The organism is Luteimonas sp. e5 (genome assembly GCF_054031035.1).
This window is the reverse complement of sequence record NZ_JBSTRX010000002.1, coordinates 206,486-231,270: the sequence shown is the minus strand read 5'-3', so window position 1 is coordinate 231,270 and position 24,785 is coordinate 206,486. Positions and strand designations below refer to the sequence as shown.

23 protein-coding genes are annotated in these 24,785 nt (G+C 68.4%); 14 read left to right on the top strand and 9 right to left on the bottom strand.

Annotated features, from left to right (window positions below):
- The first annotated feature begins 88 nt into the window (after positions 1–88).
- Complete coding sequence (locus ACW11F_RS06540) at positions 89–1,303, top strand: serine hydrolase domain-containing protein (RefSeq protein WP_456996108.1); 1,215 nt, start codon at positions 89–91, stop codon at positions 1,301–1,303.
- Positions 1,304–1,361: 58 nt separating this feature from the next.
- Here the strand turns inward: ACW11F_RS06540 and aceE are convergent, their stop codons facing one another.
- Together aceE and ACW11F_RS06530 are read right to left on the bottom strand one after the other, a co-directional pair.
- Positions 1,362–4,052, bottom strand: coding sequence for a pyruvate dehydrogenase (acetyl-transferring), homodimeric type (aceE, locus tag ACW11F_RS06535; protein ID WP_456996107.1), 2,691 nt, complete (start codon positions 4,050–4,052; stop codon positions 1,362–1,364).
- Positions 4,053–4,199: 147 nt separating this feature from the next.
- Complete coding sequence (locus ACW11F_RS06530; RefSeq protein ID WP_456996563.1) at positions 4,200–6,482, bottom strand: NADP-dependent malic enzyme; 2,283 nt, start codon at positions 6,480–6,482, stop codon at positions 4,200–4,202.
- Positions 6,483–6,592: 110 nt separating this feature from the next.
- On the opposite strand from ACW11F_RS06530, the gene ACW11F_RS06525 reads away from it, so the two are divergent.
- Positions 6,593–6,769: a hypothetical protein gene (locus tag ACW11F_RS06525; RefSeq protein WP_456996106.1), complete on the top strand. Its 177-nt coding sequence runs from the start codon at positions 6,593–6,595 to the stop codon at positions 6,767–6,769.
- 30 nt (positions 6,770–6,799) lie between these two features.
- Positions 6,800–8,008, top strand: coding sequence for a sodium/glutamate symporter (gene gltS, locus ACW11F_RS06520; RefSeq protein WP_456996105.1), 1,209 nt, complete (start codon positions 6,800–6,802; stop codon positions 8,006–8,008).
- 56 nt (positions 8,009–8,064) lie between these two features.
- Here the strand turns inward: gltS and rsgA are convergent, their stop codons facing one another.
- A complete protein-coding gene (gene rsgA, locus ACW11F_RS06515) occupies positions 8,065–9,108 on the bottom strand; it encodes a ribosome small subunit-dependent GTPase A (RefSeq protein ID WP_456996104.1) in 1,044 nt (347 codons plus the stop codon).
- 113 nt (positions 9,109–9,221) lie between these two features.
- Here rsgA and ACW11F_RS06510 point away from each other — a divergent pair, with 113 nt between their 5' ends.
- Genes ACW11F_RS06510 through ACW11F_RS06500 form a run of 3 tightly spaced genes read left to right on the top strand, consistent with a single transcriptional unit; the run spans position 9,222 to position 11,814 of the window.
- A complete protein-coding gene (locus tag ACW11F_RS06510) occupies positions 9,222–10,469 on the top strand; it encodes an aminotransferase class I/II-fold pyridoxal phosphate-dependent enzyme (RefSeq protein ID WP_456996102.1) in 1,248 nt (415 codons plus the stop codon).
- A gap of 47 nt (positions 10,470–10,516) precedes the next feature.
- Entirely contained in the window at positions 10,517–11,140 is a 624-nt protein-coding gene (locus ACW11F_RS06505; protein ID WP_456996101.1) for an SGNH/GDSL hydrolase family protein, read from the top strand.
- Positions 11,137–11,814 (top strand): class I SAM-dependent methyltransferase, encoded by a 678-nt coding sequence (locus ACW11F_RS06500; RefSeq protein ID WP_456996100.1) that lies wholly within the window; start codon positions 11,137–11,139, stop codon positions 11,812–11,814. Before ACW11F_RS06505 ends, ACW11F_RS06500 begins: the two co-directional genes overlap by 4 nt.
- Positions 11,815–11,868: 54 nt before the next feature.
- On the opposite strand, the gene ACW11F_RS06495 is transcribed toward ACW11F_RS06500, so the two are convergent.
- The gene (locus ACW11F_RS06495; RefSeq protein ID WP_456996099.1) at positions 11,869–12,654 is read right to left on the bottom strand and encodes a polysaccharide deacetylase family protein; all 786 of its coding nucleotides are present in this window, start codon (positions 12,652–12,654) and stop codon (positions 11,869–11,871) included.
- Between the two features lie 67 nt (positions 12,655–12,721).
- Here ACW11F_RS06495 and grxD point away from each other — a divergent pair, with 67 nt between their 5' ends.
- Positions 12,722–13,633 (top strand): Grx4 family monothiol glutaredoxin, encoded by a 912-nt coding sequence (grxD, locus tag ACW11F_RS06490; protein WP_456996098.1) that lies wholly within the window; start codon positions 12,722–12,724, stop codon positions 13,631–13,633.
- A gap of 24 nt (positions 13,634–13,657) precedes the next feature.
- On the opposite strand, the gene ACW11F_RS06485 is transcribed toward grxD, so the two are convergent.
- Positions 13,658–14,194, bottom strand: coding sequence for a DUF924 family protein (locus ACW11F_RS06485; RefSeq protein ID WP_456996562.1), 537 nt, complete (start codon positions 14,192–14,194; stop codon positions 13,658–13,660).
- Positions 14,195–14,317: 123 nt separating this feature from the next.
- Between ACW11F_RS06485 and ACW11F_RS06480 the strand changes: the two genes are divergently transcribed.
- The 6 genes from ACW11F_RS06480 to ACW11F_RS06455 all read left to right on the top strand — a co-directional run bounded on the left by ACW11F_RS06480 (position 14,318) and on the right by ACW11F_RS06455 (position 21,178).
- Positions 14,318–15,730 (top strand): amidohydrolase, encoded by a 1,413-nt coding sequence (locus tag ACW11F_RS06480; RefSeq protein ID WP_456996096.1) that lies wholly within the window; start codon positions 14,318–14,320, stop codon positions 15,728–15,730.
- Positions 15,727–16,995 carry an amidohydrolase family protein gene (locus ACW11F_RS06475; protein WP_456996095.1) on the top strand — a complete coding sequence of 423 codons (1,269 nt, stop codon included), beginning with the start codon at positions 15,727–15,729 and terminating at the stop codon, positions 16,993–16,995. The genes ACW11F_RS06480 and ACW11F_RS06475 overlap by 4 nt, the downstream gene beginning before the upstream one ends.
- A 70-nt stretch (positions 16,996–17,065) precedes the next feature.
- The gene (locus tag ACW11F_RS06470; RefSeq protein ID WP_456996093.1) at positions 17,066–17,407 is read left to right on the top strand and encodes a hypothetical protein; all 342 of its coding nucleotides are present in this window, start codon (positions 17,066–17,068) and stop codon (positions 17,405–17,407) included.
- Complete coding sequence (locus tag ACW11F_RS06465; RefSeq protein ID WP_456996561.1) at positions 17,377–18,090, top strand: Dph6-related ATP pyrophosphatase; 714 nt, start codon at positions 17,377–17,379, stop codon at positions 18,088–18,090. The genes ACW11F_RS06470 and ACW11F_RS06465 overlap by 31 nt, the downstream gene beginning before the upstream one ends.
- Positions 18,091–18,227: 137 nt before the next feature.
- On the top strand, positions 18,228–20,399 hold the full coding sequence (locus tag ACW11F_RS06460; protein WP_456996092.1) for a TonB-dependent siderophore receptor: 2,172 nt from the start codon (positions 18,228–18,230) through the stop codon (positions 20,397–20,399).
- Positions 20,400–20,455: 56 nt separating this feature from the next.
- Positions 20,456–21,178, top strand: coding sequence for a hypothetical protein (locus ACW11F_RS06455; protein ID WP_456996091.1), 723 nt, complete (start codon positions 20,456–20,458; stop codon positions 21,176–21,178).
- 31 nt (positions 21,179–21,209) lie between these two features.
- Here the strand turns inward: ACW11F_RS06455 and fghA are convergent, their stop codons facing one another.
- From fghA to ACW11F_RS06435, 4 genes are all read right to left on the bottom strand, one after another.
- Positions 21,210–22,043 carry an S-formylglutathione hydrolase gene (gene fghA / locus ACW11F_RS06450; RefSeq protein WP_456996090.1) on the bottom strand — a complete coding sequence of 278 codons (834 nt, stop codon included), beginning with the start codon at positions 22,041–22,043 and terminating at the stop codon, positions 21,210–21,212.
- Positions 22,043–22,690, bottom strand: a complete 648-nt coding sequence (locus tag ACW11F_RS06445) for an SAM-dependent methyltransferase (protein ID WP_456996089.1) — start codon at positions 22,688–22,690, stop codon at positions 22,043–22,045. Before ACW11F_RS06445 ends, fghA begins: the two co-directional genes overlap by 1 nt.
- A complete protein-coding gene (locus tag ACW11F_RS06440; protein WP_456996560.1) occupies positions 22,687–23,799 on the bottom strand; it encodes an S-(hydroxymethyl)glutathione dehydrogenase/class III alcohol dehydrogenase in 1,113 nt (370 codons plus the stop codon). Before ACW11F_RS06440 ends, ACW11F_RS06445 begins: the two co-directional genes overlap by 4 nt.
- Before the next feature lie 61 nt (positions 23,800–23,860).
- Entirely contained in the window at positions 23,861–24,160 is a 300-nt protein-coding gene (locus ACW11F_RS06435; RefSeq protein ID WP_456996088.1) for a metal-sensing transcriptional repressor, read from the bottom strand.
- 167 nt (positions 24,161–24,327) lie between these two features.
- On the opposite strand from ACW11F_RS06435, the gene aroQ reads away from it, so the two are divergent.
- A complete protein-coding gene (aroQ, locus tag ACW11F_RS06430) occupies positions 24,328–24,774 on the top strand; it encodes a type II 3-dehydroquinate dehydratase (protein WP_456996087.1) in 447 nt (148 codons plus the stop codon).
- Positions 24,775–24,785: the final 11 nt, after the last annotated feature.

The window sequence follows — 24,785 nt, the reverse complement described above, 5'->3', positions numbered from 1 at the left end:
AATCGCGCGCCTGCCACGGCCTTTCGCCGCCTGCAACGGCGGGTTACGCTGGCCGTGCCAACCATATCCCCCGGGACAAGGACACGACATGACGTTGATCGCGAAAAAGGCGGCGTTTGCGCTGCTGCTGTTTGCATGCGCCGGCCTTGCGCAGGCTGCCGAGCCGGTGGCGCGGGTCCGCGTTGCCTTCGATCGCCACGGCATCACCGACTCGCATGCCGAGGGTCTGGCCGACATCGCCAGCGGGCGCGCGATAAGTGCCGACGACCCGGCACGCATCGCCTCGGTGAGCAAGCTCGCCGCCGCGATCGGCGTGATGCGTCTGGTCGAGCAGGGCAAGCTGAAGCTGGATCAGGACGTCTCGCAGCAACTGGGTTGGGCCCTGCGCAACCCGGCGCATCCCGAAGTGCCGATCACCCTGCGCATGCTGCTCTCGCATACCTCCAGCCTGACCGACAACGCCGGCTACTGGAACGTGCCGCTGGATGGCGACATCCGCTCCATTCTCGGCAAGGAGGCGGCGTGGGACACCACGCACGCGCCGGGCCGCTTCTTCCGCTACAGCAACCTCAACTTCCCCCTCATCGCCCAGGTCATGGAACGCGCCAGCGGCGAGCGCTTCGACCGGCTGATGCGGCGCCTGGTGTTCGAGCCGCTGAAGATCGATGCCTGCCACAACTGGTCGGGCTGCAGCGACGAAGCGATCGCGCGCGCCGTGGTGCTGTACGACACCGAGCGCAAGCCGCAGGTGGACAATCTGCAAGGCCGTCGACCGGAATGCCCGGTGATGCGCAGCGCTGATGGCGGCTGCGACATCGACGCGCACTGGCGGCCCGGTTCCAACGGTGCGATGTTCGGGCCGCAGGGCAGCATGCGCATCTCCGCCAACGGCCTGGCACGCATTGGCCGCATGCTGCTCAACAACGGCCGGCTCGATGGCGTGCGCGTGCTCAAGCGCCGCTCGGTGCGCCAGCTGCTGACTCCGATGTGGGTCTATGACGGTCACAACGGGGTGATCGGCGAGGAGGACGAACCCGATCGCGGCGGCTTCTTCTGCGCGTACGGCCTCGCCACCCAGCACATCGCGCGTGGCGATGGCCGCGAATGCCGCGACGACCTGTTCGGCGACGCCCGCCCGCGGGTGGGCCATTCCGGCAACGCCTACGGCCTGCTCTCCGGCCTGTGGATCGACCCCAGGGCCGGCACCGGCGTGGCCTACTTCGCCACCGGCGTGCCCAACGACTCCACCGGCCAGCACTCGGCCTTCAGCCACATCGAGGAGCAGGGCGCCAGCGGCTGGTGACGCCCCTTCGGCGGCAGCACGTGCACGCCGCCGCGAACACGCCACGCGGCCCGCCTGTTCAGGCGTACAGCGGGTACGGCGTGTCGCTGGCGATGCCCCAGGTCTTGTTGGCGCGGGCCACGTCCTTGGCGGTGAGCTTGCCGTCCTCGGCCAGCGCGTGCACCGCGGCCTGGGCGATGTGGAAGCGATCGACCTCGAAGTGGCGGCGCAGGTTGGCGCGGGTGTCGGAGCGGCCGAAGCCGTCGGTGCCCAGCACCACGTAGCGCATCGGCACGAACTCGCGGATCTGGTTGGCGAAGCTGCGCACGTAGTCGGTGGCGGCGATCGCCGGGCCGGCGCGGCCTTCGAGCAGTTCCGTCACGTAGGGCACGCGACGCTGCTTCGCTTCCGGGTTCAGCCGGTTGTGGCGGACCGCCTCCTCACCGTCGCGCGCCAGCTCGGTGAAGCTGGGGCATGACCAGATGTCGGCCTTGATGCCGAACTCCTTGTCCAGCAGCTCGGCCGCGGCGATCGCCTCGCGCAGGATCGTGCCCGAACCCATCAGCTGCACCCGCAGCTCGCCCTTCTTCGCCTTGCCGGCATCGCTGAGCAGGTACATGCCCTTGATGATGCCCTCGGCACTGCCCTCGGGCATTTCCGGGTGCGGGTAGTTCTCGTTCATCAGGGTCAGGTACCAATACTCGTCGCGCTGTTCGGCCAGCATGCGCTGCATGCCGTGCTGCAGGAGGGTGACCACTTCGTAATGGAAGGTGGGGTCGTAGCTGCGGCAGTTGGGGATGAAGCTGGCCTGCAACTGGCTCTGCCCGTCCTCGTGCTGCAGGCCCTCGCCATTGAGCGTGGTGCGCCCGGCGGTGGCGCCGAGCAGGAAGCCGCGTGCACGCATGTCGGCGGCCTGCCAGGCGGCATCGCCGACGCGCTGGAAGCCGAACATCGAGTAGTAGATGTAGAACGGCAGCATCTGCAGGTCGTTCACGCTGTAGCTGGTGGCCGAGGCCAGCCAGGAGGCGAACGCACCGGCCTCGGTGATGCCTTCCTGCAGCACCTGACCGGCCTGGTCCTCGCGATAGAACATCAGCTGGTCGGCATCCACCGGCTTGTACTTCTGCCCCTGCGGGGCGTAGATGCCGAGCTGGCGGAACAGCCCTTCCATGCCGAAGGTGCGCGCCTCGTCGGCGACGATCGGCACGCAGCGCGGGCCGATCTGCTTGTCGCGCAACACCACCGCCAGCGCCTGCACGAAGGCCATGGTGGTGCTGATCTCGCGCTCGCCGGTGGCCTTGGTCAGGCGCTCGAATGCCTCCAGCCCCGGCACCTGCAGCGAATCGCTGGCCTTGCGCCGGCGCTGCGGCAGGAAGCCGCCCAGCGCGCGGCGGCGCTCGAGCATGTATTCCACTTCCGGCGAATCCTTGCCCGGGTGCAGGAACGGCACCGCGCCGTCGGCGAACGCTTCGTCGGGGATGTCGAGCTTGAAGCGGTCGCGGAAGATGCGCACCGCATCGTCGTCCAGCTTCTTTGTCTGGTGGGTCGGGTTCAGCGCCTCGCCGGCCGCACCCATGCCATAGCCCTTGACCGTCTTGGCCAGGATCACGGTCGGCATGCCTTCCTGCTTCATCGCCGCTTGGTAGGCCGCGTGCACCTTGTGCGGATCGTGGCCGCCGCGGTTCAGGCGCCAGATGTCCTCGTCGCTCATGTTGGCGACCAGCGCGGCGGTTTCCGGGTACTTGCCGAAGAAGTGCTCGCGCGTGTAGGCGCCGCCGAAGGCCTTGCAGTTCTGGTACTCGCCATCGACGGTTTCCATCATCAGCTTCTTCAGCATGCCGTCGCGATCGGCCGCCAGCAGCGGATCCCAGTAGCTGCCCCAGACCAGCTTGATCACGTTCCAGCCGGCGCCGCGGAACTGGCCTTCCAGTTCCTGGATGATCTTGCCGTTGCCGCGCACCGGCCCGTCCAGGCGCTGCAGGTTGCAGTTGATCACGAACACCAGGTTGTCCAGGCCTTCGCGCCCGGCGACCGAGATCGCGCCCAGCGATTCGGGCTCGTCGGTTTCGCCATCGCCCATGAAGCACCACACCTTGCGGTCGGTCTTCGGCATCAGGCCGCGCGCCTCGAGGTACTTCCAGTTGCGCGCCTGATAGATCGCGGCGATCGGCCCCAGCCCCATCGATACCGTGGCGGTCTGCCAGAAATCCGGCATCAGCCACGGGTGCGGATAGGAACTGATGCCCTGACCATCGACCTCCATGCGGAAGTTGTCGAGCTGCGATTCGCTGATGCGGCCTTCGAGGAAGGCGCGGGCGTAGATGCCGGGCGAGCTGTGGCCCTGGATGTACAGCAAATCACCCGGGTGATCAGCCGAGGGCGCGCGCCAGAAGTGGTTGAAGCCGACGTCGTAGAGCGTGGCCGAGGAGGCGAAGCTGGCGATGTGGCCACCCAGCTCGCCGGGCTTGCGGTTGGCGCGCACCACCATCGCCATCGCGTTCCAGCGGATCATCGAACGGATGCGCCATTCCATCTGCGCATCGCCGGGCATCTTCGATTCCAGGTGCGCGGGGATGGTGTTGATGTAGTCGGTGGTCGGCGCGAACGGCATGTGCGCACCGGCACGACGGGTCAGCTCGACCATGCCCTGCAACAGCTGGTGGGCGCGCTCGGGGCCGCGCTGGTCGATCACCGCCTTGATCGACTCGACCCATTCGCGGGTTTCGGTCGGATCCGGATCGTCGTGCAGGATTTCGCTCAGCCAGTTCATGCGCGCACCGCTCAGTTCAGCTTGGGAACTGACGAGTCTAGCAAGCAGGCCGTACGCTCCGTGTTGCAGCGCAATTTTACCCGGGGGTTATTTGCGAATGTGGTTTCCCGCTGCCCGGGCGGCGCGCAAGCCGCCCGGCAGTGGGCCTCAGCGCTGGCGTGCGGCGCGGATCTGCGCATCCACCGCGGCGATCGCGGTCATGTTGACCACCCGCCGCGGAGTGGCCGCCTGGGTCAGGATGTGCGCCGGCTTGTCCAGGCCCATCAGGATCGGCCCCAGCGCGACGCCACCGGTGGCGACGCGGATCAGGTTGTAGCCGATGTTGGCCGCGTCCAGGTTCGGCATCACCAGCAGATTGGCGCGCCCCTTGAGCGTGGTGTTGGGGAAGATCCGATGGCGCAGGACTTCGTCCCAGGCGGTGTCCGCCATCATCTCGCCGTCGAGGTTGAGCTTGGGTGCACGCGCCAGCACCAGTTCGCGCACGCGTCGCATCTTGGTCGACGAAGCATCACCGTGGCTGCCGAAATTGCTGTGCGAGAGCAGCGCGATACGCGGCTCGACGCCGAACTGCTTGAGCCGCCACGCCGCCTGCAAGGTGGCCTCGGCGATCTGCTCGGCCGTCGGGTCGGGCTGCACATGGGTGTCGGTGAAGAACCACGCACCGTGGTCGTTGATCACCCCGGTCATGGCCGAGGTGCCGGTGATCCCGGGCTCGAAATCGAACACCGAGCGCAGATAGCCGAGCTTCTTGTGGAAGCGTCCGACCAGGCCGCAGATCATCGCGTCGGCGTCGCCGCGTTCGACCATCAGGGCCGCCACCAGCGTGGAACGCGAGCGCACCAGGGTCTTGGCCGCTTCTTCGCTGATGCCGTTGCGCTCATTGCGGCGGTGGTAGTGCTGCCAGTAATCGTTGAAGCGCGGATCGTCGTCGAGGTTGACCAGCTCGTAGTCCTCGCCCGCGCGCAGACGCAGGCCGAGCTTCTCGATCCGATTCTCGATCACCGCCGGGCGGCCGATCAGGATCGGGCGCGCCAGCGTCTCGTCGACCACGATCTGCACCGCGCGCAGCACGGTGTATTCCTCGCCCTCGGCATAGGCGATGCGCTTGATGTCCGAACGCGCACGCTCGTACACCGGCTTCATCATCAGGCCGGTCTTGTGGATGAACTGGGCGAGGCGCTCCTCGTAGGCCGGCATGTCCGTGATCGGGCGCCGCGCCACGCCCGACTCCATCGCCGCACGCGCCACCGCCGGTGCGACCACCTGGATCAGGCGCGGATCGAACGGCCGCGGGATCAGGTATTCACGGCCGAAACGCGGAATCTCGTTGCCGTAGGCGCTGCCCAGGTCACTGGCTTCCATCCGTGCCAGCGCGGCGATCGCACGCACGCAGGCCAGCTTCATCGCCTCGTTGATCTCGGTCGCGCCCACGTCCAGCGCACCGCGGAAGATGTAGGGGAAACACAGCGCGTTGTTGACCTGGTTCGGGTAGTCGCTGCGGCCGGTGGCGATGATCGCGTCCGGACGCACCGCCTGCGCGTCCTCGGGCAGGATTTCCGGGTGCGGGTTGGCCAGCGCGAGGATGATCGGCTGCTCGGCCATGGTCTGCACCATCTCCGGCTTGAGGATGCCGCCGGCGGACAGGCCGAGGAACACGTCGCTGCCGGCGACGATCTCCTCCAGGCTGCGCGCGTCGGTGTCGCTGGCGTAGCGCGCCTTGTCCGGGTCGAGGTTGGGGCGCCCGTGGTAAATCACGCCTTCGCGGTCGAACGCGGTGATGTTCTCGCGCCGCGCGCCAAGCGCGACGAGCATGTCGAGGCAGGCGATGCCGGCGGCACCGGCACCGGTGGTGGCGATGCGCACGTCCTCGATCTTCTTGCCGGCCACTTCCAGCGCGTTGGTCACCGCGGCGCCGACGATGATCGCGGTGCCGTGCTGATCGTCGTGGAACACCGGGATCTTCATCCGCTCGCGCAGCTTGCGCTCGACGATGAAGCACTCCGGCGCCTTGATGTCCTCGAGATTGATGCCACCGAAGGTCGGCTCCAGCGAGGCGATGATCTCGACCAGCTTGTCCGGATCGCGCTCGTCGATCTCGATGTCGAACACGTCGATGTCGGCGAACTTCTTGAACAGCACGCCCTTGCCTTCCATCACCGGCTTGCCGGCCAAGGGACCGATGTCGCCCAGGCCCAGCACCGCGGTACCGTTGGTGATCACCGCCACCAGGTTGCCGCGCGCGGTGACGTCGCTGGCGACGTTCGGGTCCTCCACGATCGCCTCGCAGGCATAGGCCACGCCGGGGGAATAGGCCAGCGACAGGTCGCGCTGCGTGACCATGGCCTTGGTTGCCGTCACCTTGATTTTGCCCGGCGGAAACTGCCGGTGATATTCGAGTGCGGCTTTCTTGAAATCGTCCTGGCTGGCCATGGGCATCCGTCACAATCGGTCCACCCGCATTCTACCCACCTCGCGCCACTGTCTTGCGTCGTGCATGGCAACAGGGCACCGTTGGCGGGGCCCTGCAACTCCACGACCGCATGAGCAAGCCGCGCTGGCCAACCCTTTTCCGCTTCATCCGGGCAGTGCGCCGGACGATTCCGGCGGCAACCGCCGTGGCCGGGATCGCCCGTGCACCTCGCTGCGCGTTGGCGGATTCCGCGACCGCAGATGTCGCCGCGACGCCGTCGCATGCATCGTGGATCATCTGCCGGTGACCTGCCTGTGACCCTTCCCATGGTGATGACATGATCAAACTCGACCCGGTGCAGACACTCGCCTTCGCCGGCGTGGTGCTGATGCTCGGCTACTGGCTGTGCCAGCGCATCGGCGTGCTGCAGCGCTACAGCATTCCCGAACCGGTGGTGGGCGGACTGGTGATCGCCCTCGTCGCTTGGGCCGCGCATTCGCGCGGCGCCACCCTGTTCCAGCTCGATACTTCGCTGCAATCGGCATTGATGATCGCCTTCTTCACCAGCGTCGGCTTCAACGCCAGCCTGTCCCTGCTCAAGGTCAGCGGGCCGCAGGTGGCGCTGTTCCTGCTGATCTGCAGCGTGTTCGCCACGGTGCAGAACCTGGTCGGCATCAGTGTGGCCACGGTGTTCGGCCTGCATCCGATGTTCGGCGTGCTGGCCGGCTCTGCCACCCTCACCGGCGGCCCGGCCACCGGCCTGGCCTTCGCCCCGCTGTTCGAGCAGGCCGGGGTGCGCGGCGCCGATTCCATCGCGGTGACCGCGGCCATGGCCGGCATCGTGCTGGGCGGGCTGGTCGGCGGCCCGGTGGTCACCCGGCTGATCGGCCGCGCCGGCATCCGTGTGCCCGGCGCGGCGACGCCGAAGGACGCCGGCGACGCCCCGGCGCAGGACCTCGCGCTGGTGCCGGCCGACGAGCACGAACGCGAGCACATCGCGCTCAAGAGCATCGTGCTGATGCTGGTCGCGCTGTGGATCGGCTCGGTGATCGACGGCTGGCTGAAGTCGCATGCGATCACCCTGCCGGCCTACATCGGCGCGATGATGGTCGGCGCGATCGTGCGCAACATCGATGACTACACCGGCTGGTTCGGGCTGTCGATGAAGACCACCGACATGATCGGCAACATCTGCCTGGCCCTGTTCCTCGCGGTCGCGCTGATGAACCTCAAACTGTGGGAACTGGCGGGCCTCGCCCTGCCGCTGCTGGTCATCCTCGCCGTGCAGCTGGTGCTGGTGGTGCTGGTGGCCGGCCCGGTGTACCGGTTGATGGGACGCGACTACGATGGCGCGGTGATGGCCGGTGGCTTCATCGGCTTCATGCTCGGCACCACTGCCAACGCGATGGCGGTGATGCAGAAACTGGTGCAGCGCTTCGGTGCGGCGCCGCGCGCATGGATGGTGGCGCCGCTGGTGGGCGCGTTCTTCATCGACTTCACCAACGCGCTGATCATCACCGGCTTCATCAACTTCTGGCCGCAGTGATGCGTGTCGTCTCGTCGCGCGCGCCGCGACGGTCAGCCCATTCCCGACCACCGACTTCACGTCGGTGGTCGGGATGCCTGGCGCGCGGCGAGGCTGTCAGCCGCGGCGGCCAGCTCGTCACGCAGCTTGAGGTAGTTGGCAAGCCGTGCGGGGTCGAGCTGCCCGGCGGCCACCGCCGCGCGCAGCGCGCAGCCGGGCTCGACCCGATGGCGGCAGTCGCGGAAGCGGCATTCGCCGGCAAGCGCTTCGATGTCGTCGAATCCCGCCTGATCCAGGCGCTCCTCGCCGGTGGGCTTGAGTTCACGCATGCCGGGGGTATCGATCAGACAGGCACCGGCAGGCAGCACCATCAGCGCGCGATGGGTGGTGGTGTGGCGCCCACGCGCATCACGCGCGCGCACTTGCGCGGTCTTCATCCGCGCCTCGCCCAGCAGGGTATTGGTCAGCGTGGACTTGCCCGCGCCGGAGGAACCGACCAGTGCCACCGTTTGCCCGTGCCCCAGCCACGGCTGCAATGCCGCCAAACTGTCCTCCTCGCGCGCATTGATCGCACGCAGCGGCACCTGTTGTGCCGCGAGGCTGGCCAGCGCCGCCAGCGCGCCGGGCACGTCGTCGGCGAGATCACGCTTGGTCAGCACCACCACCGGCTGCACGCCGCTGCCCTTGAGCAACAGCAGGTAGCGTTCGATGCGGCGCGGGTTGAAGTCGGCATCCAGGCCAGTGACCACGAACACCGTGTCCACGTTGGCGGCGATCAGTTGCTGCCGGTAGTGCTCGCCGGCGGCCGCGCGCTTGACCAAGCTCCAGCGTGGCAGCAGCGCCACGATGCGCGCGGCAGCGCCCTCGCCTTCGACCAGCACCCAGTCGCCGACCGCGGCGCGCGACTGCGGCGGGCAACGCGGGCGCTGCCACCCGGGCAGCGACTGCGCCGGCCAGGCTTCGTCCGCCGCGCGTGCCAGCAGGTAGCCCGAGCGATGCTGCTCCACCACCCGCGCCGGGCGCGCCGCCGGGTGCGCCGCGATCAGGTCCGCCCACTGCGCGGGCTGGCGCGCGGCATCGGGCCAGCCGATCACCGCCAGCGCGGCAGCGGCATCGCTCACGGATGGGCAGGGTCATGGGGCATGTGCGGATTCTAGCGAGCGCGGCCTGCCCGCCGCTGGCGCGGCATTTTCCATTACGCTTGCCAACGCCTCCCGATTCGTCTGCCCGCGCCATGCCCCAGTCCGCACTCGTCACCCGCCATCGCCTGTCCGAGGTGCGCTACGAAATCCGTGGCGAACTGGCGCGCCGTGCACGCGACATGGAGCAGCAGGGGCATGAGCTGATCAAGCTCAACATCGGCAATCCCGGCGCCTTCGGTTTCCGCGCGCCCGAGCACCTGCAACGCGCCATCGCCGGGCAGATCCATGCCACCGATCCGTATACCCACCAGCAGGGCCTGCTCGAGGCGCGCGCGGCGATCGCCGATTTCCACCGTGCACGCGGCACGCCCAACGCCGCACCGGAGCGGGTGTTCATCGGCAACGGGGTGAGCGAGTTGATCGACCTCGCCCTGCGCGCCTTGCTCAACCCCGGCGACGAGGTGCTGTTGCCCTCGCCCGATTACCCGCTGTGGTCGGCCGCGACCATCCTCAACGACGGCCGCCCGGTGTACTACCCGTGCCGCCCGGAAAACGGCTTCCTGCCCGACCCCGAGGAAGTCGAGCGCCTGATCTCCAGCCGCACCCGTGCGCTCGTGTTGATCAATCCGAACAACCCGACCGGCGCCAGTTATCCGCGCGAATTGCTGGAGCGTCTGGTCGCCATCGCCGGCAAGTACCGCCTGGTGCTGATGGCGGACGAGATCTACGACCACATCGTGTACGACGATGCCACCTTCCAGCCGCTGGCCCCGCTGGCCGGCGACCTGCCCTGCCTGTCGCTGGGCGGGCTGAGCAAGGTGCATCGCGCCTGCGGCTGGCGCGTCGGCTGGGGACTGCTCTCGGGCGACCCGACGGTGATCGGCCCGTTCCACCATGCGCTCGACCTGCTCGGTGCGCTGCGCCTGTGCGCCAACGTGCCGGGCCAGTTCGCGATCGCGGCCGCACTGCAGGGCGCCGACACCATCAGTGCACTGACCGCGCCCGGCGGCCGGCTGCACGAAACCCGGCGTGCGCTGATCGAAGCCTGCGAAGCCAGCCCGCATCTGCAACTGGTGGCACCGCAGGCGGCACTGTACGGCTTCCCGCAGGTGGTGGGCGAAGCCGCGCGGGATTTCGACGACCATCGCTTCGCGTTGCAACTGCTGGAGCAGGAGCAGGTGCTGATCGTGCCCGGGTCCAGCTTCAACGTGCCCTACCGCGACCACTTCCGCGTCACCCTGCTGCCCGAGGCCGCGGTGCTGCGCGAAGTGTTCACCCGCATCGACCGCGTGCTGGCGCGGCATGCCGACGCCGCGCGCGTGCACGGCGCGCATGGCTGACACCGGCACATGGTATTGCTGAGCCCATCCGCAGCGGAGCATCGAGCATGAGCACCCTGGCCTACCTCGCCCTGGGCGACAGTTACAGCATCGGCGAAGGCGTGGACGCGGCCGATGCCTGGCCGTTCCAGCTGGCTGCGGCACTGCGCCAGCTGAACCTGCCACTGCGCGACCCGCGCATCATCGCCACCACCGGCTGGACCACCGACGAATTGGCACATGCGCTGGACGAGGCCGCGCCGGAGCCGGGCGGCTGGGACCTGGTCAGCCTGCAGATCGGCGTCAACGACCAGTACCGTGGCCGTGCACTGCCCGAATTCGCCACCGGCTTCGACGCCCTGCTGCAGCGCGCGACGCGGTTGTGCCGGCACGGCGCGCGCGGGGTGCTGGTGCTGAGCATCCCGGATTGGGGCGGCACCCCGTTCGCTGCCCGCGAGGGGCGTGATCCGGCGCAGGTGAGCCGGCAACTGGATGACTACAACGCGCACATCGACACCGTGTGCCGTGCGCATGGCATCTGCCTGGTCGATGTCACCGCGGCGAGCCGCACGTTCGCCGATGACGCGGACATGCTGGTCGCCGATGGCCTGCATCCCTCGGCGCGGCAGTACGCCCACTGGACCCGCATCGCGCTGGCGCCGGCGCGCGCGTTGCTGGATGCACTGGCATGAGCGGCGATGCACGCGCGATGGCACGCGCCTTCCTCGATCCGCAGCGGCCATTCGACCGCCACCACTATTACTACGCGCGCAGCAAGCTGGCGACCGACCCGCTGTACGACGGCGTGCTCGATGCATTGCAGGGCTGCGACGCGCCGCTGCTCGACATCGGCTGCGGCATCGGCCTGCTGCTGCATGCGCTGCGCGCGGCGGGCCGCGACATGCCCTACCACGGTACCGATCTCGACCCGCGCAAGATCGCGCAGGCGCGTGCCGGCATGGCGCGGGCGGGACTGGAGAACGCGCAGTTCAGCCAGGGCGATGCCGGCGCCGGCCTGCCCGCGCACAGCGGCAGCGTCGCCCTGCTCGACGTGCTGCAATTCCTGCCCGACGATGCGGCGCGCAGCGAACTGCTCAAGCAGATCATCGCGCGGCTGGCACCGGGCGGTCGGCTGGTGATGCGCACCGGGCTTGCCGATGGCAGCCCGCGCGCCGGCTTCACCCGGCTGGTGGACCGGCTCTCCGCGCTGTGGGGCTGGATGCCGATCCGGCCCAGCCGCCTGCCGCAACGCGACTGGCTGGAGCAGGCGCTGCGCGATGCCGGCCTGCAGCCCGAGTTCACCCTGTGGCGTGGACGCACCCCGTTCAACAACTGGCTGGTGGTGGCCGAGCGCGGCACCGGCTGAGGCAAACGCCGGCCTCGTCACCGCGCCGCGCGCAACGCCCACACGCCGGCGGCCTCAGTCGCCCGGCGGCAGCACCGCGCGCAGGCCGCGCCGTTCCAGTTCCTCCAGCACCCGGCGCAGGATCTCGACATGACGTCCGTCCGCGCCGCCTTCGTGCAGCAGCACGATCGCACCCGGCTTCAACTGCGGCGCCAGCCTGGCCAGTACCCGTTGCGGGGGGTATCCCACGCCATCGAAGCCGCGCGCACTCCAGGCCACGCGCGCCAGCCCGAGGTCACGCAGCGGCGCCTGCACGAAGGGATTGCTCATCCCGACCACGGCGCGGAACCAGCGCGGCGCACGTCCGGCCAGCGCGGTCAGTGTGGCCTGCGCCTGTTCGATCTGCGCCCGCATGCGGCGCGGGCCCAGTGCCCAGAACCAGGCCTGCGGATGGCTGTGGCTGTGATTGCCGATGTCATGCCCACGATGCACGATTTCGGCCACCAGCTGCGGCTGCGCCGCGGCGCGTTGCGCGACGAGGAAGAAGGTGGCCCTGGCGCCGAATTCGTCGAGCAGGTCAAGCAACGCCGGGGTGTCCGCCGAAGGGCCATCATCAATGGTCAGCCAGACCTCGGGTGCCTGCGTGGGCAGGCGGCACAGCACCGGGCCATACAGCCGCGAGTACGGCCACAGCACGCCCCACCAGAACGGCAGATGCGAGAGCACCATCAACGGCAGGCCGATGCGCCAGCCCCAGCCCCAGCGCCAGCCGACCAGCAGCACCAGCAGCTGGCTTGCGATCAGCCACCCCCACCAGCGATGCGGATGGCGCGGCGGTTGGTGAAGCGCGTCGGCCGGCATCGGCGCATGATGCCACGCCGCTTGCGCGGTGCAGCGTAAAATCGGGGGAATCAACCGGAGTTTCGTCATGTCCCTCGATCCCGCCCTGCGCCAACGCATCCACGACCTGCTCGCCGCCGAACGCGTGGTGTTGTTCATGAAGGGCCAGCCCGATGCGCCGCAGTGCGGCTTTTCCGCGGCCGCCGCCGGCGCGCTGCAGGACCTCGGCGTGGAATTCGCACATGTCGACGTGCTGGCCGATGGCGACATCCGCGAAGGCATCAAGCTCTACGGCGACTGGCCGACCATCCCGCAGCTGTACATCGATGGCGAACTGGTCGGCGGCAGCGACATCGTGCTGCAGATGGCGGCCAGCGGCGAGCTGCATGCCGCGCTCGGCCTGCCGCCGCCGGATCGCACGCCGCCCAAGGTCAGCCTGACCCCAAGCGCGGTGGCGATGCTGAAGCAGGCCATCGCCAACGCAGGCGGCGGGCATGTGGTGGAAATCGCCATCGACCGCCAGTTCCGCACCAAGCTGCACCTGGTCGAAGCGGATGCACAGGCAGTGCGCGTCGAAGTCGAGGGCGTACCGCTGCAATTCGCCCTGGCCGACCTGCGTCGCGCCGATGGCCTCAGCCTCGACCATGTCGATGACGCGCGCGGCAAGGGCCTGGTCATCCACAATCCGAACGCGCCGGCGCCGGTGCGCGAACTGAGCCCGGCGCAGGTGGCCGAGCGCGTGCGTGCCGGCCAGTTGACCCTCGTCGACGTGCGCCCGCGCGAGGAACGCATGCTGGCCCCGGCACCGGTCGCGCACCGCCATTTCGACGACGGTCTGGCCGCGATCGAAGCACTGGACAAGACCACGCCGATCGCCTTCCTGTGCGCGGTGGGCGGCCGCAGCGGCCAGGTCGCCGAGCACTTCCGCCAACGCGGCTTCCGCGAGGTCTACAACGTCAGCGGTGGCATCGAGGCCTGGAGCGAAAGCGGCGACGCCTGACGCCGGCGCTCATCGGCGCACGTCTCAGAAACCGCCGCCGGCCTCCAGCCACGCCTGCTCCTCCGGCGTGCTGACCCGGCCCAGCGCGGCATTGCGATGCGGGAAACGACCGAAGCGCTCGATCACCTCGCGATGGCGCAGCGCGTAGTCGTACATCACGTCATCGCCCAGCGCGGCGAACAGCTCCACCGCGCGATGCTGGTCGGCCATCGCCTCGGAATGCTCGAACGGCAGGTAGAAAAAGCCGCGCAACGCGGCTTCGCACTGCGCGTCATGCCCCGCTTGCAGCGCTTTGAGCGCATAGCGGCGGGCCAGGCCATCGGTGGCGAAGGCATGCCCGCTGCCGCGGAAGATGTTGCGCGGGATCTGGTCGAGCAGCAGGATCAGCGCCAGCGCCGACTCCGCCTCGTCCAGCCATGCCTCGCATTCGCGACGCGCCGCCGCGTGGTGCGCGTCCGCGAAACGCCGCCGGCATTCGGCATCGAACGCTTCGCCGCCGTTGAACCATTTTTCGCGTCCGGCCTCGCGCCAGAAGCCGACCACTTCGCTTGCCAGGACCATCGCCATGCGCTGCTCCATTGCCGATCAAGCGCAGTCTAGCCGTTGCCGACCCTGACTTTCGTCATGCTTGGCAGCATCGGCGCCAGCGGCTAGGGTGAAATTCCTGCCCCGGGGAAGCTCCCAATGCACAAGACCGCCCTCGCCGCCTGTGCGGCTCTGCTGTTGTCGGCCTGCGCCAGCAGCCCGCGCAGCGACGCACCTGCCTCTACTGATGCGCGCGTCGCACGGCCCGCCTCGTTCACCGACGATCCCTACCCCAGCACCTACCAGCGCATCGCGTCGCCACCTGTGTTGCTGGCTGGCGCCACCGTGCTCGATGGCGCCGGCGCGCGGCTGGAGAATGCCGACGTGCTGATGCGCGATGGCCGCATCGTCGCGGTCGGCCCGACCCTGGAGGCACCGGCGGATGCGCTGCGGGTGGACGCGCGCGGCAAATGGGTCACCCCCGGCATCATCGACATCCATTCCCACCTCGGCGTGTACCCGAGCCCGGCCGCCTCGGCGCACAGCGACGGCAACGAAGCCACCGCACCGGTCACCGCGCAGGTGTGGGCCGAACATTCGGTGTGGCCGCAGGATCCGGGTTTCGAAACCGCGCTGGCTGGCGGCGTGACCAGCCTGCAGATCCTGCCCGGCTCGGCCAACCTGATCGGTGGCCGCGGCGTGACCCTGAAGAACGTGCCCGCCGCCACCTACCAGCAGATGAAATTTCCCGGTGCACCATGGGGACTGAAGATGGCCTGCGGCGAAAACCCCAAGCGCGTGTACGGCAGCAAGGGCGGCCCGTCCACCCGCATGGGCAACATCGCCGGCTTCCGCGCCGCGTTCACCGATGCCGCCGATTACATGAACAAGCGCCGCGCGGCGCAGGACTCGGCCAAGGACAGTGGCGGCAAGCGCGATCTCAAGCTCGACACCCTGGCCGGCGCACTCAATGGCGACATCCTGGTGCACATCCACTGCTACCGCGCCGACGAGATGGCGATCATGATCGACCTCGCCCGCGAGTTCGACTTCAAGATCGCCGCCTTCCATCACGGCGTGGAGGCCTACAAGCTCGCCGACCGGCTGGCCAGCGAAGGCATCTGCGGGGCGCTGTGGGCGGACTGGTGGGGCTTCAAGATGGAGTCGTTCGACGGCATCCAGGAAAACCTGGTGCTGGTCGATCGCCCGCGCAACGGCTGCGCCATCGTGCACAGCGATTCGGGCGAAGGCATCCAGCGCCTCAATCAGGAAGCGGCCAAGGCGATCGCCGCCGGCCGCCGCATCGGCATCGAGATCAGCCCCGAACACGCGATGACCTGGCTCAGCTTGAACCCGGCACGCGCGATGGGCATCGATGGCATGACCGGCTCGCTGACCCCGGGCAAGATGGCCGACGTGGTGCTGTGGAGCGGCAACCCGTTCAGCAGCTACGCCCGCGCCGAGCAGGTCTACGTCGATGGCGCCAAGTTGTATGACCGCAGCCAACCCGCACGCAGGCCGCGCTCGGACTTCCTGCTTGGCCAGGACCTGATGCAGGGAGAAGTGCAATGAAGGCGCCCGTCTCGAAGTTGCTCGCGCTGGCCGCACTGCTGCTGGCCAGCACCCCGTTGGCGGCGCAGGATGTTCTGATCCGCAATGCCACCGTGCATACCGCTGGTAGCCAAGGCAGCCTGGAGCAGGCCGACGTGCTGGTGCGCGGCGGGCGCATCAGCGCGGTGGGCCGCAGCCTGTCCGCCGCCGGGGTGCAGGTGGTGGAAGCCGAGGGCCGCCCGCTGACCCCGGCATTGTTCGCCGGCATCAGCGACATCGGGGTGGAGGAAGTCAGCGGCGAGGCACGCACCGTGGACAGCCACGTCGCACTGGGCCAGGGCATCAAGGACATGCAGGTGCGTCCGGAGTTCGATGTCACCCTGGCCTTCAATCCCGAATCGGTGCTGATCCCGGTGACCCGGATCGAGGGCTTCGGCTGGACTCTGGTTGCCGCCACGCCGACCGCAGGCGGCTCCTTCATCGGTGGCCAGGGCGGCGCGTTCCGCTTCGATGGCAGCCTCGACCCGATCGGCCCGCGGGTGCTGTTCATGACCCTCGGCGCCGGCGGCGCCAACCTGACCGGCGGCTCGCGCGCGGCGCAGTGGATGATCCTCGATCAGCTGATCGACGAAACCCGCGGCCGCATCGCGCCGGATTCGCGCTTCGCCCTGCTCACCCCGGCCGGGCGCAGCACGCTGGCGCGCTACATCGGCGGCGGTGGCCGCATCGCGGTGTATGTCCACCGTGCCTCCGACATCCGCCGTCTGCTGCGCTGGGCCAGGTCGCGCCAGGTGCAGGTCGCGCTGGTCGGTGCCAGCGAGGCGTGGAAGGTGGCGCCGGAAATCGCCGCCGCCGGAGTGCCGGTGTTCCTCGACGCGCTGGCCAACCTGCCCGCGGATTTCGACCAGATCGGCGCCTCGATGGAAAACGCGGCGCGCCTGCACGCGGCCGGGGTCAGGGTCGGCTTCTCGCAGGCCGGCGACGCCTCGCACAACGCACGCAAGGTGCGCCAATTGGCCGGCAATGCCGTCGCGCACGGCCTTGACTGGCAGGCGGCGCTGGCAGGCCTCACCCGGGTGCCGGCAGAGGCTTTCGGTCTCGGCAACGAAATCGGCGTGATCGCGCCGGGCAGGCGCGCAGACCTGACCCTGTGGAGTGGCGATCCACTGGATGTCGGCCACACCGCGGTACAGGTGTGGATGGGGGGGCGCCCGGTGCCGATGACCTCGCGGCAGAGCGAACTGCGCGACCGCTACCTGCCGCCGCGCGAAGGCACGGGCGGCTGAGCATACCTTCGCTCCGCAGCGACATGGCGCCGGCTATGCTGGCGCCATCACGGCTACTCCGGAGGACAGCATGGCCACCCGTTACTTCATCTCGCTCCCCGAACCGGAAAAGGCCCGCGGCGAACCCGGTCTGGGCTTCACCTCGCACGGCGCCGAAGGCTTTGCCGAAGAGCTGCAGGATGCATTGCGCACCGGCGGCGTGTTCCAGAAATGGCTGGCCATGCAGGACGATCCGGACGACATCGATCCGAAGCTGGCGGTCAACGATCCGCAGGCCGAAGTCGTCGGTCGCATGGACGACCTGCACATCGACCTAGAGGTGCTGACCAGCCTGCCCGGTGATGTGCTCAAGCACCGCCTGCGGCTGCTTGCCGGTTCCAACTGGCGCCTGCACGACGTGCGCGCGGGCTGAGCACGGTCACGCCGACGCCGTGCCTGCTGGCCTGGAGCGGCGGCAAGGACGCGGCCTGGGCGCTGCATGTGCTGCGCCAGCGCGGTGACTTCGAAGTCCGTGCCCTGCTGTGCACGCTGACCGAAGGCTGGCAGCGCGCCTCGATGCAGGGCGTGCGCCATGACGTGATCCAGGCGCAGGCCCGCGCCGCCGGCCTGCCGCTGATTGAAAGCTGGATTCCGCAGCAGGCCGACAACGCGATCTACCAGACACGCTTCGCCGCCAGCCTGGCGCAGGCGCGCGAGCGCTGGCCGGATCTTGCCCACATCGCCTTCGGCGACCTGCTGCTGGCTGACATCCGCGACTGGCGCAAGGCCCTGTGCGCCTCATTGGGCTGGCAAGCGGTGTTTCCGCTGTTCGGGCAGGACACCGCGCAGCTGGCTCGGCAGATGATCGATGGCGGCCTGCAGGCGCGGCTGTGCTGCGTGGACAGCCGTCGCCTCGATGCCGGCTTCGCCGGGCGTGCCTACGATGCCGACCTGCTTGCCTCGCTGCCGGCCACGGTCGATCCCTGCGGTGAGCACGGTGAATTCCATACCTGCGTATCCGACGGGCCGATGTTCGCAAGTCCGCTCGCCTTGCGGCGGGGCGACACGCGGCTGCGCGAAGGGCACTTCGCGTATGTCGATTTCAACCTCGCCTGAGCCACGCCACCCTGTGCGATGCGCCCACATTGCCGACGCGCGTGTGCATGCGTTTGCGATCGTGCCTGACGAAAAAATGCTTCCCATCTTGAGCGTTACGAAATAACATTGCGTAACCTTGTCACCGGGAATCCTGGATGCGACGCTCTGTTCTGGCCGCGGCCCTGTCCGCTCTTGCGTGCTCGATGCCGGCCGCGGCGCAGTCCGATGCACAACCGGCGCCGGCCGCGAAGCCCGGCAAGACCAGCCATGCGCGCGCGCTTGACGTGATCCTGGTACTGGGCAAGCGCGAGGACTCCTACGCCACCGACGACGCCACGATCGCCGGCAAGAGTTCGACCGCGCTCAAGGAAACCCCCAACTCGATCTCCGTCATCAACCGCAAGATGATGGATGACGCCGGCATGACCTCGGTCGAAGACGCCATGCAGTGGGCCACCGGCATCGCGGTGACGCCGCAGGGCGACGGCAGCTTCGTCGCCTACAACCGCGGCTACGACGCCGGTGCGCAGTTCGACGGCCTGCCGGCAACCAAGGGCATCACCAGCATGATGCAGATCGATCTGTCGATGTACGACCGCATCGAGATCCAGCGCGGGCCGTCGGGCCTGCTGCAAGGTTCCGGCACGCCCGGCGGCAGCATCAACCTGGTCAGGAAACGCGCGCCGCGCACGTTTGCCGGCAACTTCGACCTTTCGCTGGGAAGCTGGAACAACCGGCGCGCCGCGCTGGACGTGGGCGCGCCGCTCAATGCCGCCGGCAGCGTGCGTGGCCGACTGGTGCTGAGCAGCCTGGATACCGACTTCTTCTACGATGTGGCGGCCAACAAGCGCGACATGGCCTACGCGGTGCTGGAGGCGGATCTGGGCAGCCCCGACACCACCCTCGCCGTTTCCGGCAGCTGGCAGCGCAGCCGCTACACGCGCTTCTGGGGGCTGCCGACCTATGTCGATGGCCGCCAGTTGAACGCGCCACGCCACACCTTCACCGGCACCGACTGGAGCGTGATCCGGCAACCCACCCGCGAAGGCGTGATCGAGCTCGGCCACCGCTTCGGCAACGGCTGGACGCTCAAGGGCGCGGCGCGCTACCGCGACAACAACTACGACGCACGCATCGCCTACAACAGCAGTGCAGTCACCCCCGGCAGCACCGCGGGGCAGTATCTGACCTCGTTGAGCGACCACGAGTGGGTCAACCGCGGCCTTGAAATCAACCTCACCGGGCCGCTGGAACTGTGGGGGCGCACGCACGACGTGCTGATCGGCTACAACCGCGACGCGCTTGATCAGTTCACCGGATTCGCCAGTGGCGGCGTCAAGGTGGACGACATCTTCCACCCCGACCTGCCGATCAGCGTGGCGCCGGATACCATCGTCGGCCGGTCCGAATTCCAGGTGCGCAAGAGCGCCTGGTACGGGCAGTTGCGCCTGCGCCCGTTCGATGGGTGGACCTGGGTGCTGGGCGGGCGCTCCAGCAGCAATGCCAACCGCAGCCGCGAAACCTATCCGCACCTCACGCAGTGGAAGCACTATGCCTCCAACGTCAGCGGCAAGATCACCCCGTATGCCGGCGCGGTGTGGGAGTTCCGCCCGGACACCGCGTGGTACGCCAGCTACAGCTACACCTTCCAGCCCAACGAATACTTCCAGTACGACGGCAAGGCGATCGACCCGCGCGAAGGCTGGCAGATCGAAACCGGCATCAAGCAGGGCTTCATCGACGATCATCTGCAGGGCACGCTGGCGCTGTACCGCATCCGCGAGATCAACCGCCCCTTCGTGGATGACGAGCACGTGGGCTGCGGCGCCAGCCCCACCAGCGTGTGCTGGCTGCCGATGGGCCTGGTGCAAAGCCAGGGCTGGGAAGCCGAACTGGTCGGGCGGATCCGCCCGGGCTGGAACATCTCCGCCAGCTACACCTTCAACGATGCGCGCTATCTCAAGGACCGCCCCGCCAACAACGGGCAGAAGTTCCAGACCCACCTGCCGCGCCACCAGGCCAAGCTGTGGACGCAATACGACTCCGCCCCGGAGCAGGCACAAGGCTGGTTCGTCGGCGGTGGCATCAACGGCCAGAGCCGGCGCTGGAGCGGCGTCACCACCGCCACCACACAGGCCCGCTCGCAAGGCGGCTACGCGGTGTTCTCGTTCAGCGGCGGCTGGCGCTTCAATCGCCACGCCACGCTGGACGTGATCGTCAACAACGTGTTCGACCGCGTGTACTACCGCCGCGTGGGCGGCATCCGCTCCGGCAACTACTACGGCGACCCGCGCAACGTCACCGTGCGCCTGCGCACCCGCTTCTGAACACGGATTCCTGAACAAGGATTTCCGAGCAACGTTTTCCAACCAGGGAGCCCGTCATGCCTCACCCCGCTTTCCCCTTGCGAACCATGGCCCGTGCCGCGCTGCTGGCCCTGCTGTGCCTGCCCGGATCGGCCTTGGCCGAATATGTCTGGCTGCAACCGGGCAAGGGCAACACCGTGGAGGTCCGCTACGGCGATCTGACCCTCGGCGGACACGATCATGCCGGCCATGCGCATGCCAAGGCCGATGCCGGCCCGTTCCGCATCGAACACATCCTGCCCGACCCGAGCATCGACACCCCCGGCGGACAAGCCGCGACCATGCAGCGCCAGGGCGAAATCGGCGTGATCGAAGGCGCCACGGGCGACCTGCGACTGGTGCAGCGGGCACTGGGCCAGGGCAAGACCATCGCGGTCAGCTACGAGGCACGCATCGGCCGGCGCGACACCCGTGCACGCAACCCGCTGGAGTTCGTGCCGATCGCCCCCGACAGCGACAGCTTCGTCCTGCTGCTCAACGGACAGCCCAGCGTCAATGCGCCCGTCAAGCTGGAATCGGAAAGCGGCTGGTCGCGCTGGTACCGCACCGATGCGCAGGGCCGTTTCACCATCGAAACGCCGTGGCCGGGCCTGTACGTGCTGAGCGTGGGCCGCCGCGAACAGGTGGCCGGCGAGGTGGACGGCCGGCCTTACCGCGCGCTGCAGCATGCAGCCAGCCTGAGTTTCGTGGTGCCGCCGGAACAGGCAAGAGGCAGCATACGGCAGCCCGCCGGCAAGTGAGTCGGGGTTGGTGGCGCCCGCCTGAGCGCCGCTAATCGCGCAACGCCCGCGCGTGCCAAGCGATGTGCTCGCCGATGAAGCTGGCGATGAAGTAGTAGCTGTGATCGTAGCCTTCGCGCAGGTTCAGGGTCAGCGGATGCCCGGCGGCTTCGGCGGCGTCGCGCAGCAGTTCGGGGCGCAGTTGTTCGGCGAGGAAGTCGTCGGCCGCGCCCTGGTCGATCAGCAGCGGCAGGCGCTCGTCCAGTTGACCCGAGACCAGCGCGGTGGCGTCGTACTTGGCCCAAGCTTCGCGGTCATCGCCAAGGTAGGCGCTGAATGCCTTCTGTCCCCACGGCACCTGCGCCGGCGCGACGATCGGGGCGAAGGCGGACACGCTGCGGTAGCGGCCAGGGTTGCGCAGGGCGATCACCAGTGCGCCGTGGCCGCCCATGGAATGGCCGGAAATCGCGCGCCGGTCGCTGGCCGGGAAGTGGGCTTCGATCAACGCCGGCAGTTCGTCGACCACGTAGTCGTACATGCGGTAATGCGGCGTCCACGGCGCCTGCGTGGCATTGACGTAGAAGCCGGCACCAAGGCCAAGGTCATAGCCATCGCCATCGGCCACGCCCTCGCCGCGCGGGCTGGTGTCGGGCGCGACCACGATCAGGCCGTGCTCGGCGGCGAACTGCTGCGCGCCGGCCTTGGTGATGAAGTTCTGCTCGGTGCAGGTCAGGCCGGACAGCCAGTACAGCACCGGGCAGCGGCCGTGCTGCGCCTGCGGCGGCAGGTAGATGCCGAAGCGCGCCGGCAGGCCCAGCGTCTGCGAATCGTGCTGCCACACTTCCTGCCAGCCACCGAAGCTGGCGCGTCGTTCGATCCGTTCCATCACGGCTGTCCTCCTTCGTTCATGGCGTCGTCGCCGACCAACGGCTTGCGGGCGATGAACTGCACCACCACGGCACGGCCGGTATGGCCATGGCCTTCGTGCACGTCGCGTTCGATCTCGCGCAGCAGCAGCGGCTCGAGGCCGGGGAATTCCGCGCGCAGCTTGTCCACGCTCATCAGCATGTCCACGTCCTTCGGCCCGCCGGTGTCACGCTGCAGCTGGCCTTCAGCATAGGCTTCCATCAGCAGCAGGCCGCCGGGTGCCAGCGCCGCTTCGATGCGCGGATACAGCTGCGCACGCACGGCCGGCGGCAGGTGCGCGAAGATCGACACCACGCTGCCGAACGCCGCCTGCGGTGGCTGCCATTGGGCGAGATCCGCCTGCTCGGTGCGGATCGTGACCCCGCGCTCGGCAGCCAGGCGCTGCGCCTTGGCCAGCCCCGCCGCGGAAATGTCCACGCCGAGCACATCGTGGCCGTGCTCGGCGAGGAACACCGCATTGCGGCCCTCGCCTTCGGCCAGCGACAGCACCGGCGAGCGCAGCTGCGACAGTTGTTCGGCCAGGAAGTCGTTGGGCGCGGTGCCGTAGAAAAACGCTTCCCCGTCGTAGCGGGCATCCCACATCGCACCCGGTGTCTGCGTGCTCATCGATAGTGCACCACGCTGCGGATCGACTTGCCCTGATGCATCAGATCGAACGCGGTATTGATCTCGTCCAGCCCCATGGTGTGGGTGACGAACGGCGCCAGCTCGATCTCGCCGCGCATCGCGTCCTCGACCATGCCCGGCAACTGGCTGCGGCCCTTGACCCCGCCGAATGCGGTGCCCATCCATTTGCGCCCGGTCACCAGCTGGAACGGACGGGTGCTGATTTCCTGACCGGCGCCGGCCACGCCGATGATCACCGACTGCCCCCAGCCGCGGTGCGCGCATTCCAGCGCCGCACGCATCACCTCGACGTTGCCGATGCACTCGAAGCTGTGGTCCACGCCCCAGCCGGTCATCTCCACGATCACCTGCTGGATCGGCGCCTCGTGGTCCTTCGGGTTGACGCATTCGGTCGCGCCCATGTCCATCGCCATCGGGAACTTGTCCGGGTTGGTGTCGATGGCGATGATGCGCCCGGCCTTGGCCTGCCGCGCACCCTGGATCACCGCAAGACCGATGCCACCGAGGCCGAACACCGCCACCGAATCGCCTTCCTGCACCTTGGCCGTGTTGTGCACGGCGCCGATGCCGGTGGTCACGCCGCAGCCGAGCAGGCAGACCTGCTCCGGGTTGGCCTCGGGGTTGATCTTGGCCAGCGAGACTTCCGCGACCACGGTGTATTCGCTGAAGGTCGAGCAGCCCATGTAGTGGTACAGCGGCTGGCCGTTGTAACTGAAGCGGCTGGTGCCATCGGGCATCACGCCCTGCCCCTGGGTGGCGCGCACCGAGGTGCACAGGTTGGTCTTGCCCGAGGTGCAGAACAGACACTGCCCGCATTCGGCGGTGTACAGCGGGATCACGTGATCGCCCGACTTGACCGAGGTCACGCCCTCGCCGACATCCACCACCACGCCCGCGCCCTCGTGCCCCAGCACCACCGGGAACAGCCCTTCCGGATCCTCGCCGGACAGGGTGAAGGCATCGGTATGGCACACCCCGGTATGACTGATGCGGATGCGCACTTCGCCAGCCTTGGGCGGGGCCACGTCGATCTCCACCACTTCCAGCGGCGCGCCGGCCTTGAAGGCCACGGCGGCACGGGATTTCAGGGTCTTGCCAGCAGTCTCGCTCATCGTGCTTCTCCGGTTGCGGCGCGGCCCGGGCGCGCCTTCATTTCAGGTAGGACCGCACCAGCGCCGACACCTCATCGATGGCGGCATGGATGCGTGCATGTTCGGGATCGCGCTCGGCCGCGGCGTCGCATTCGGCATGGCCGAAACTCTCGCGCAGATGGCCCTGCAGCACCTCGGCCATCAGCCCGTTGATGCCACCGCGCATCGCCGCCAGCTGCTGCAGCACCTCGCCGCAGTCACTGCCGGCCTCGATCGCCCGCTCCAGCGCCTCGGCCTGCCCGCGCACGCGGCGCAGGCGGGTGATCGCACGCTTCTTCTCGGCGGGGCTGTGCGGCATGGTGGCTCCTGGATACTCCGGGGGAGTATAGCAGGCATCATTTTCAGCCCGCAGCCTCCTCGCAAAAATCAAACAATCACTTGAATTTCGCTCATCATCGGCGAACTGGACAGCATCATGCGATTGGCGCATAGTGCGCGCCTGTCCTTTCCGGGTGGTGGTGGCGGATGCCGCAAATCCTCGTGCTGCACGGCCCCAACCTCGACCTGCTCGGTCGTCGCGAGCCGGAGGTCTATGGCCGCACGACCCTGGCCGAGATCGACGCAATGCTGGCGGAGCAGGCACAAAAAGCCGGCATCGTCGTCGAATGTCTGCAATCCAACAGCGAACATGCGCTCATCGAGCGCATCCATGCTGCGGCCGACGACGCCACCGGGTATATTCTCATCAACCCCGCTGCGTTCACCCATACCTCGGTCGCGCTGCGTGACGCGCTCGCCGCCGTCGCGTTACCCTTCATCGAAATCCACCTGTCCAATCCGCATGCGCGCGAGCCGTTCCGTCGCCAGAGTTACTTCAGCGACCTCGCCCGCGCAGTGATCTGCGGCTTCGGCGCCGATGGCTACCGCCACGCGCTGGACAAGGCGCTGGCCGAACTGGCCGCCACCCACTGAATCCACTTCCC

Bases quoted from the DNA above. Each gene is read 5' to 3' on its own strand.
- ACW11F_RS06475 (WP_456996095.1), top strand. From the start codon at position 15,727: ATGAAGGCGCCCGTCTCGAAGTTGCTCGCGCTGGCCGCACTGCTGCTG.
- aceE (WP_456996107.1), bottom strand. From the start codon at position 4,052: ATGAACTGGCTGAGCGAAATCCTGCACGACGATCCGGATCCGACCGAA.
- ACW11F_RS06530 (WP_456996563.1), bottom strand. From the start codon at position 6,482: ATGGCCAGCCAGGACGATTTCAAGAAAGCCGCACTCGAATATCACCGG.
- fghA (WP_456996090.1), bottom strand. From the start codon at position 22,043: ATGGAACGGATCGAACGACGCGCCAGCTTCGGTGGCTGGCAGGAAGTG.
- gltS (WP_456996105.1), top strand. From the start codon at position 6,800: ATGATCAAACTCGACCCGGTGCAGACACTCGCCTTCGCCGGCGTGGTG.
- ACW11F_RS06485 (WP_456996562.1), bottom strand. From the start codon at position 14,194: ATGGTCCTGGCAAGCGAAGTGGTCGGCTTCTGGCGCGAGGCCGGACGC.
- ACW11F_RS06525 (WP_456996106.1), top strand. From the start codon at position 6,593: ATGAGCAAGCCGCGCTGGCCAACCCTTTTCCGCTTCATCCGGGCAGTG.
- ACW11F_RS06505 (WP_456996101.1), top strand. From the start codon at position 10,517: ATGAGCACCCTGGCCTACCTCGCCCTGGGCGACAGTTACAGCATCGGC.
- ACW11F_RS06460 (WP_456996092.1), top strand. From the start codon at position 18,228: ATGCGACGCTCTGTTCTGGCCGCGGCCCTGTCCGCTCTTGCGTGCTCG.
- ACW11F_RS06480 (WP_456996096.1), top strand. From the start codon at position 14,318: ATGCACAAGACCGCCCTCGCCGCCTGTGCGGCTCTGCTGTTGTCGGCC.
- ACW11F_RS06500 (WP_456996100.1), top strand. From the start codon at position 11,137: ATGAGCGGCGATGCACGCGCGATGGCACGCGCCTTCCTCGATCCGCAG.
- grxD (WP_456996098.1), top strand. From the start codon at position 12,722: ATGTCCCTCGATCCCGCCCTGCGCCAACGCATCCACGACCTGCTCGCC.
- ACW11F_RS06455 (WP_456996091.1), top strand. From the start codon at position 20,456: ATGCCTCACCCCGCTTTCCCCTTGCGAACCATGGCCCGTGCCGCGCTG.
- ACW11F_RS06435 (WP_456996088.1), bottom strand. From the start codon at position 24,160: ATGCCGCACAGCCCCGCCGAGAAGAAGCGTGCGATCACCCGCCTGCGC.
- ACW11F_RS06540 (WP_456996108.1), top strand. From the start codon at position 89: ATGACGTTGATCGCGAAAAAGGCGGCGTTTGCGCTGCTGCTGTTTGCA.
- aroQ (WP_456996087.1), top strand. From the start codon at position 24,328: ATGCCGCAAATCCTCGTGCTGCACGGCCCCAACCTCGACCTGCTCGGT.
- ACW11F_RS06445 (WP_456996089.1), bottom strand. From the start codon at position 22,690: ATGAGCACGCAGACACCGGGTGCGATGTGGGATGCCCGCTACGACGGG.
- ACW11F_RS06510 (WP_456996102.1), top strand. From the start codon at position 9,222: ATGCCCCAGTCCGCACTCGTCACCCGCCATCGCCTGTCCGAGGTGCGC.
- ACW11F_RS06470 (WP_456996093.1), top strand. From the start codon at position 17,066: ATGGCCACCCGTTACTTCATCTCGCTCCCCGAACCGGAAAAGGCCCGC.
- ACW11F_RS06495 (WP_456996099.1), bottom strand. From the start codon at position 12,654: ATGCCGGCCGACGCGCTTCACCAACCGCCGCGCCATCCGCATCGCTGG.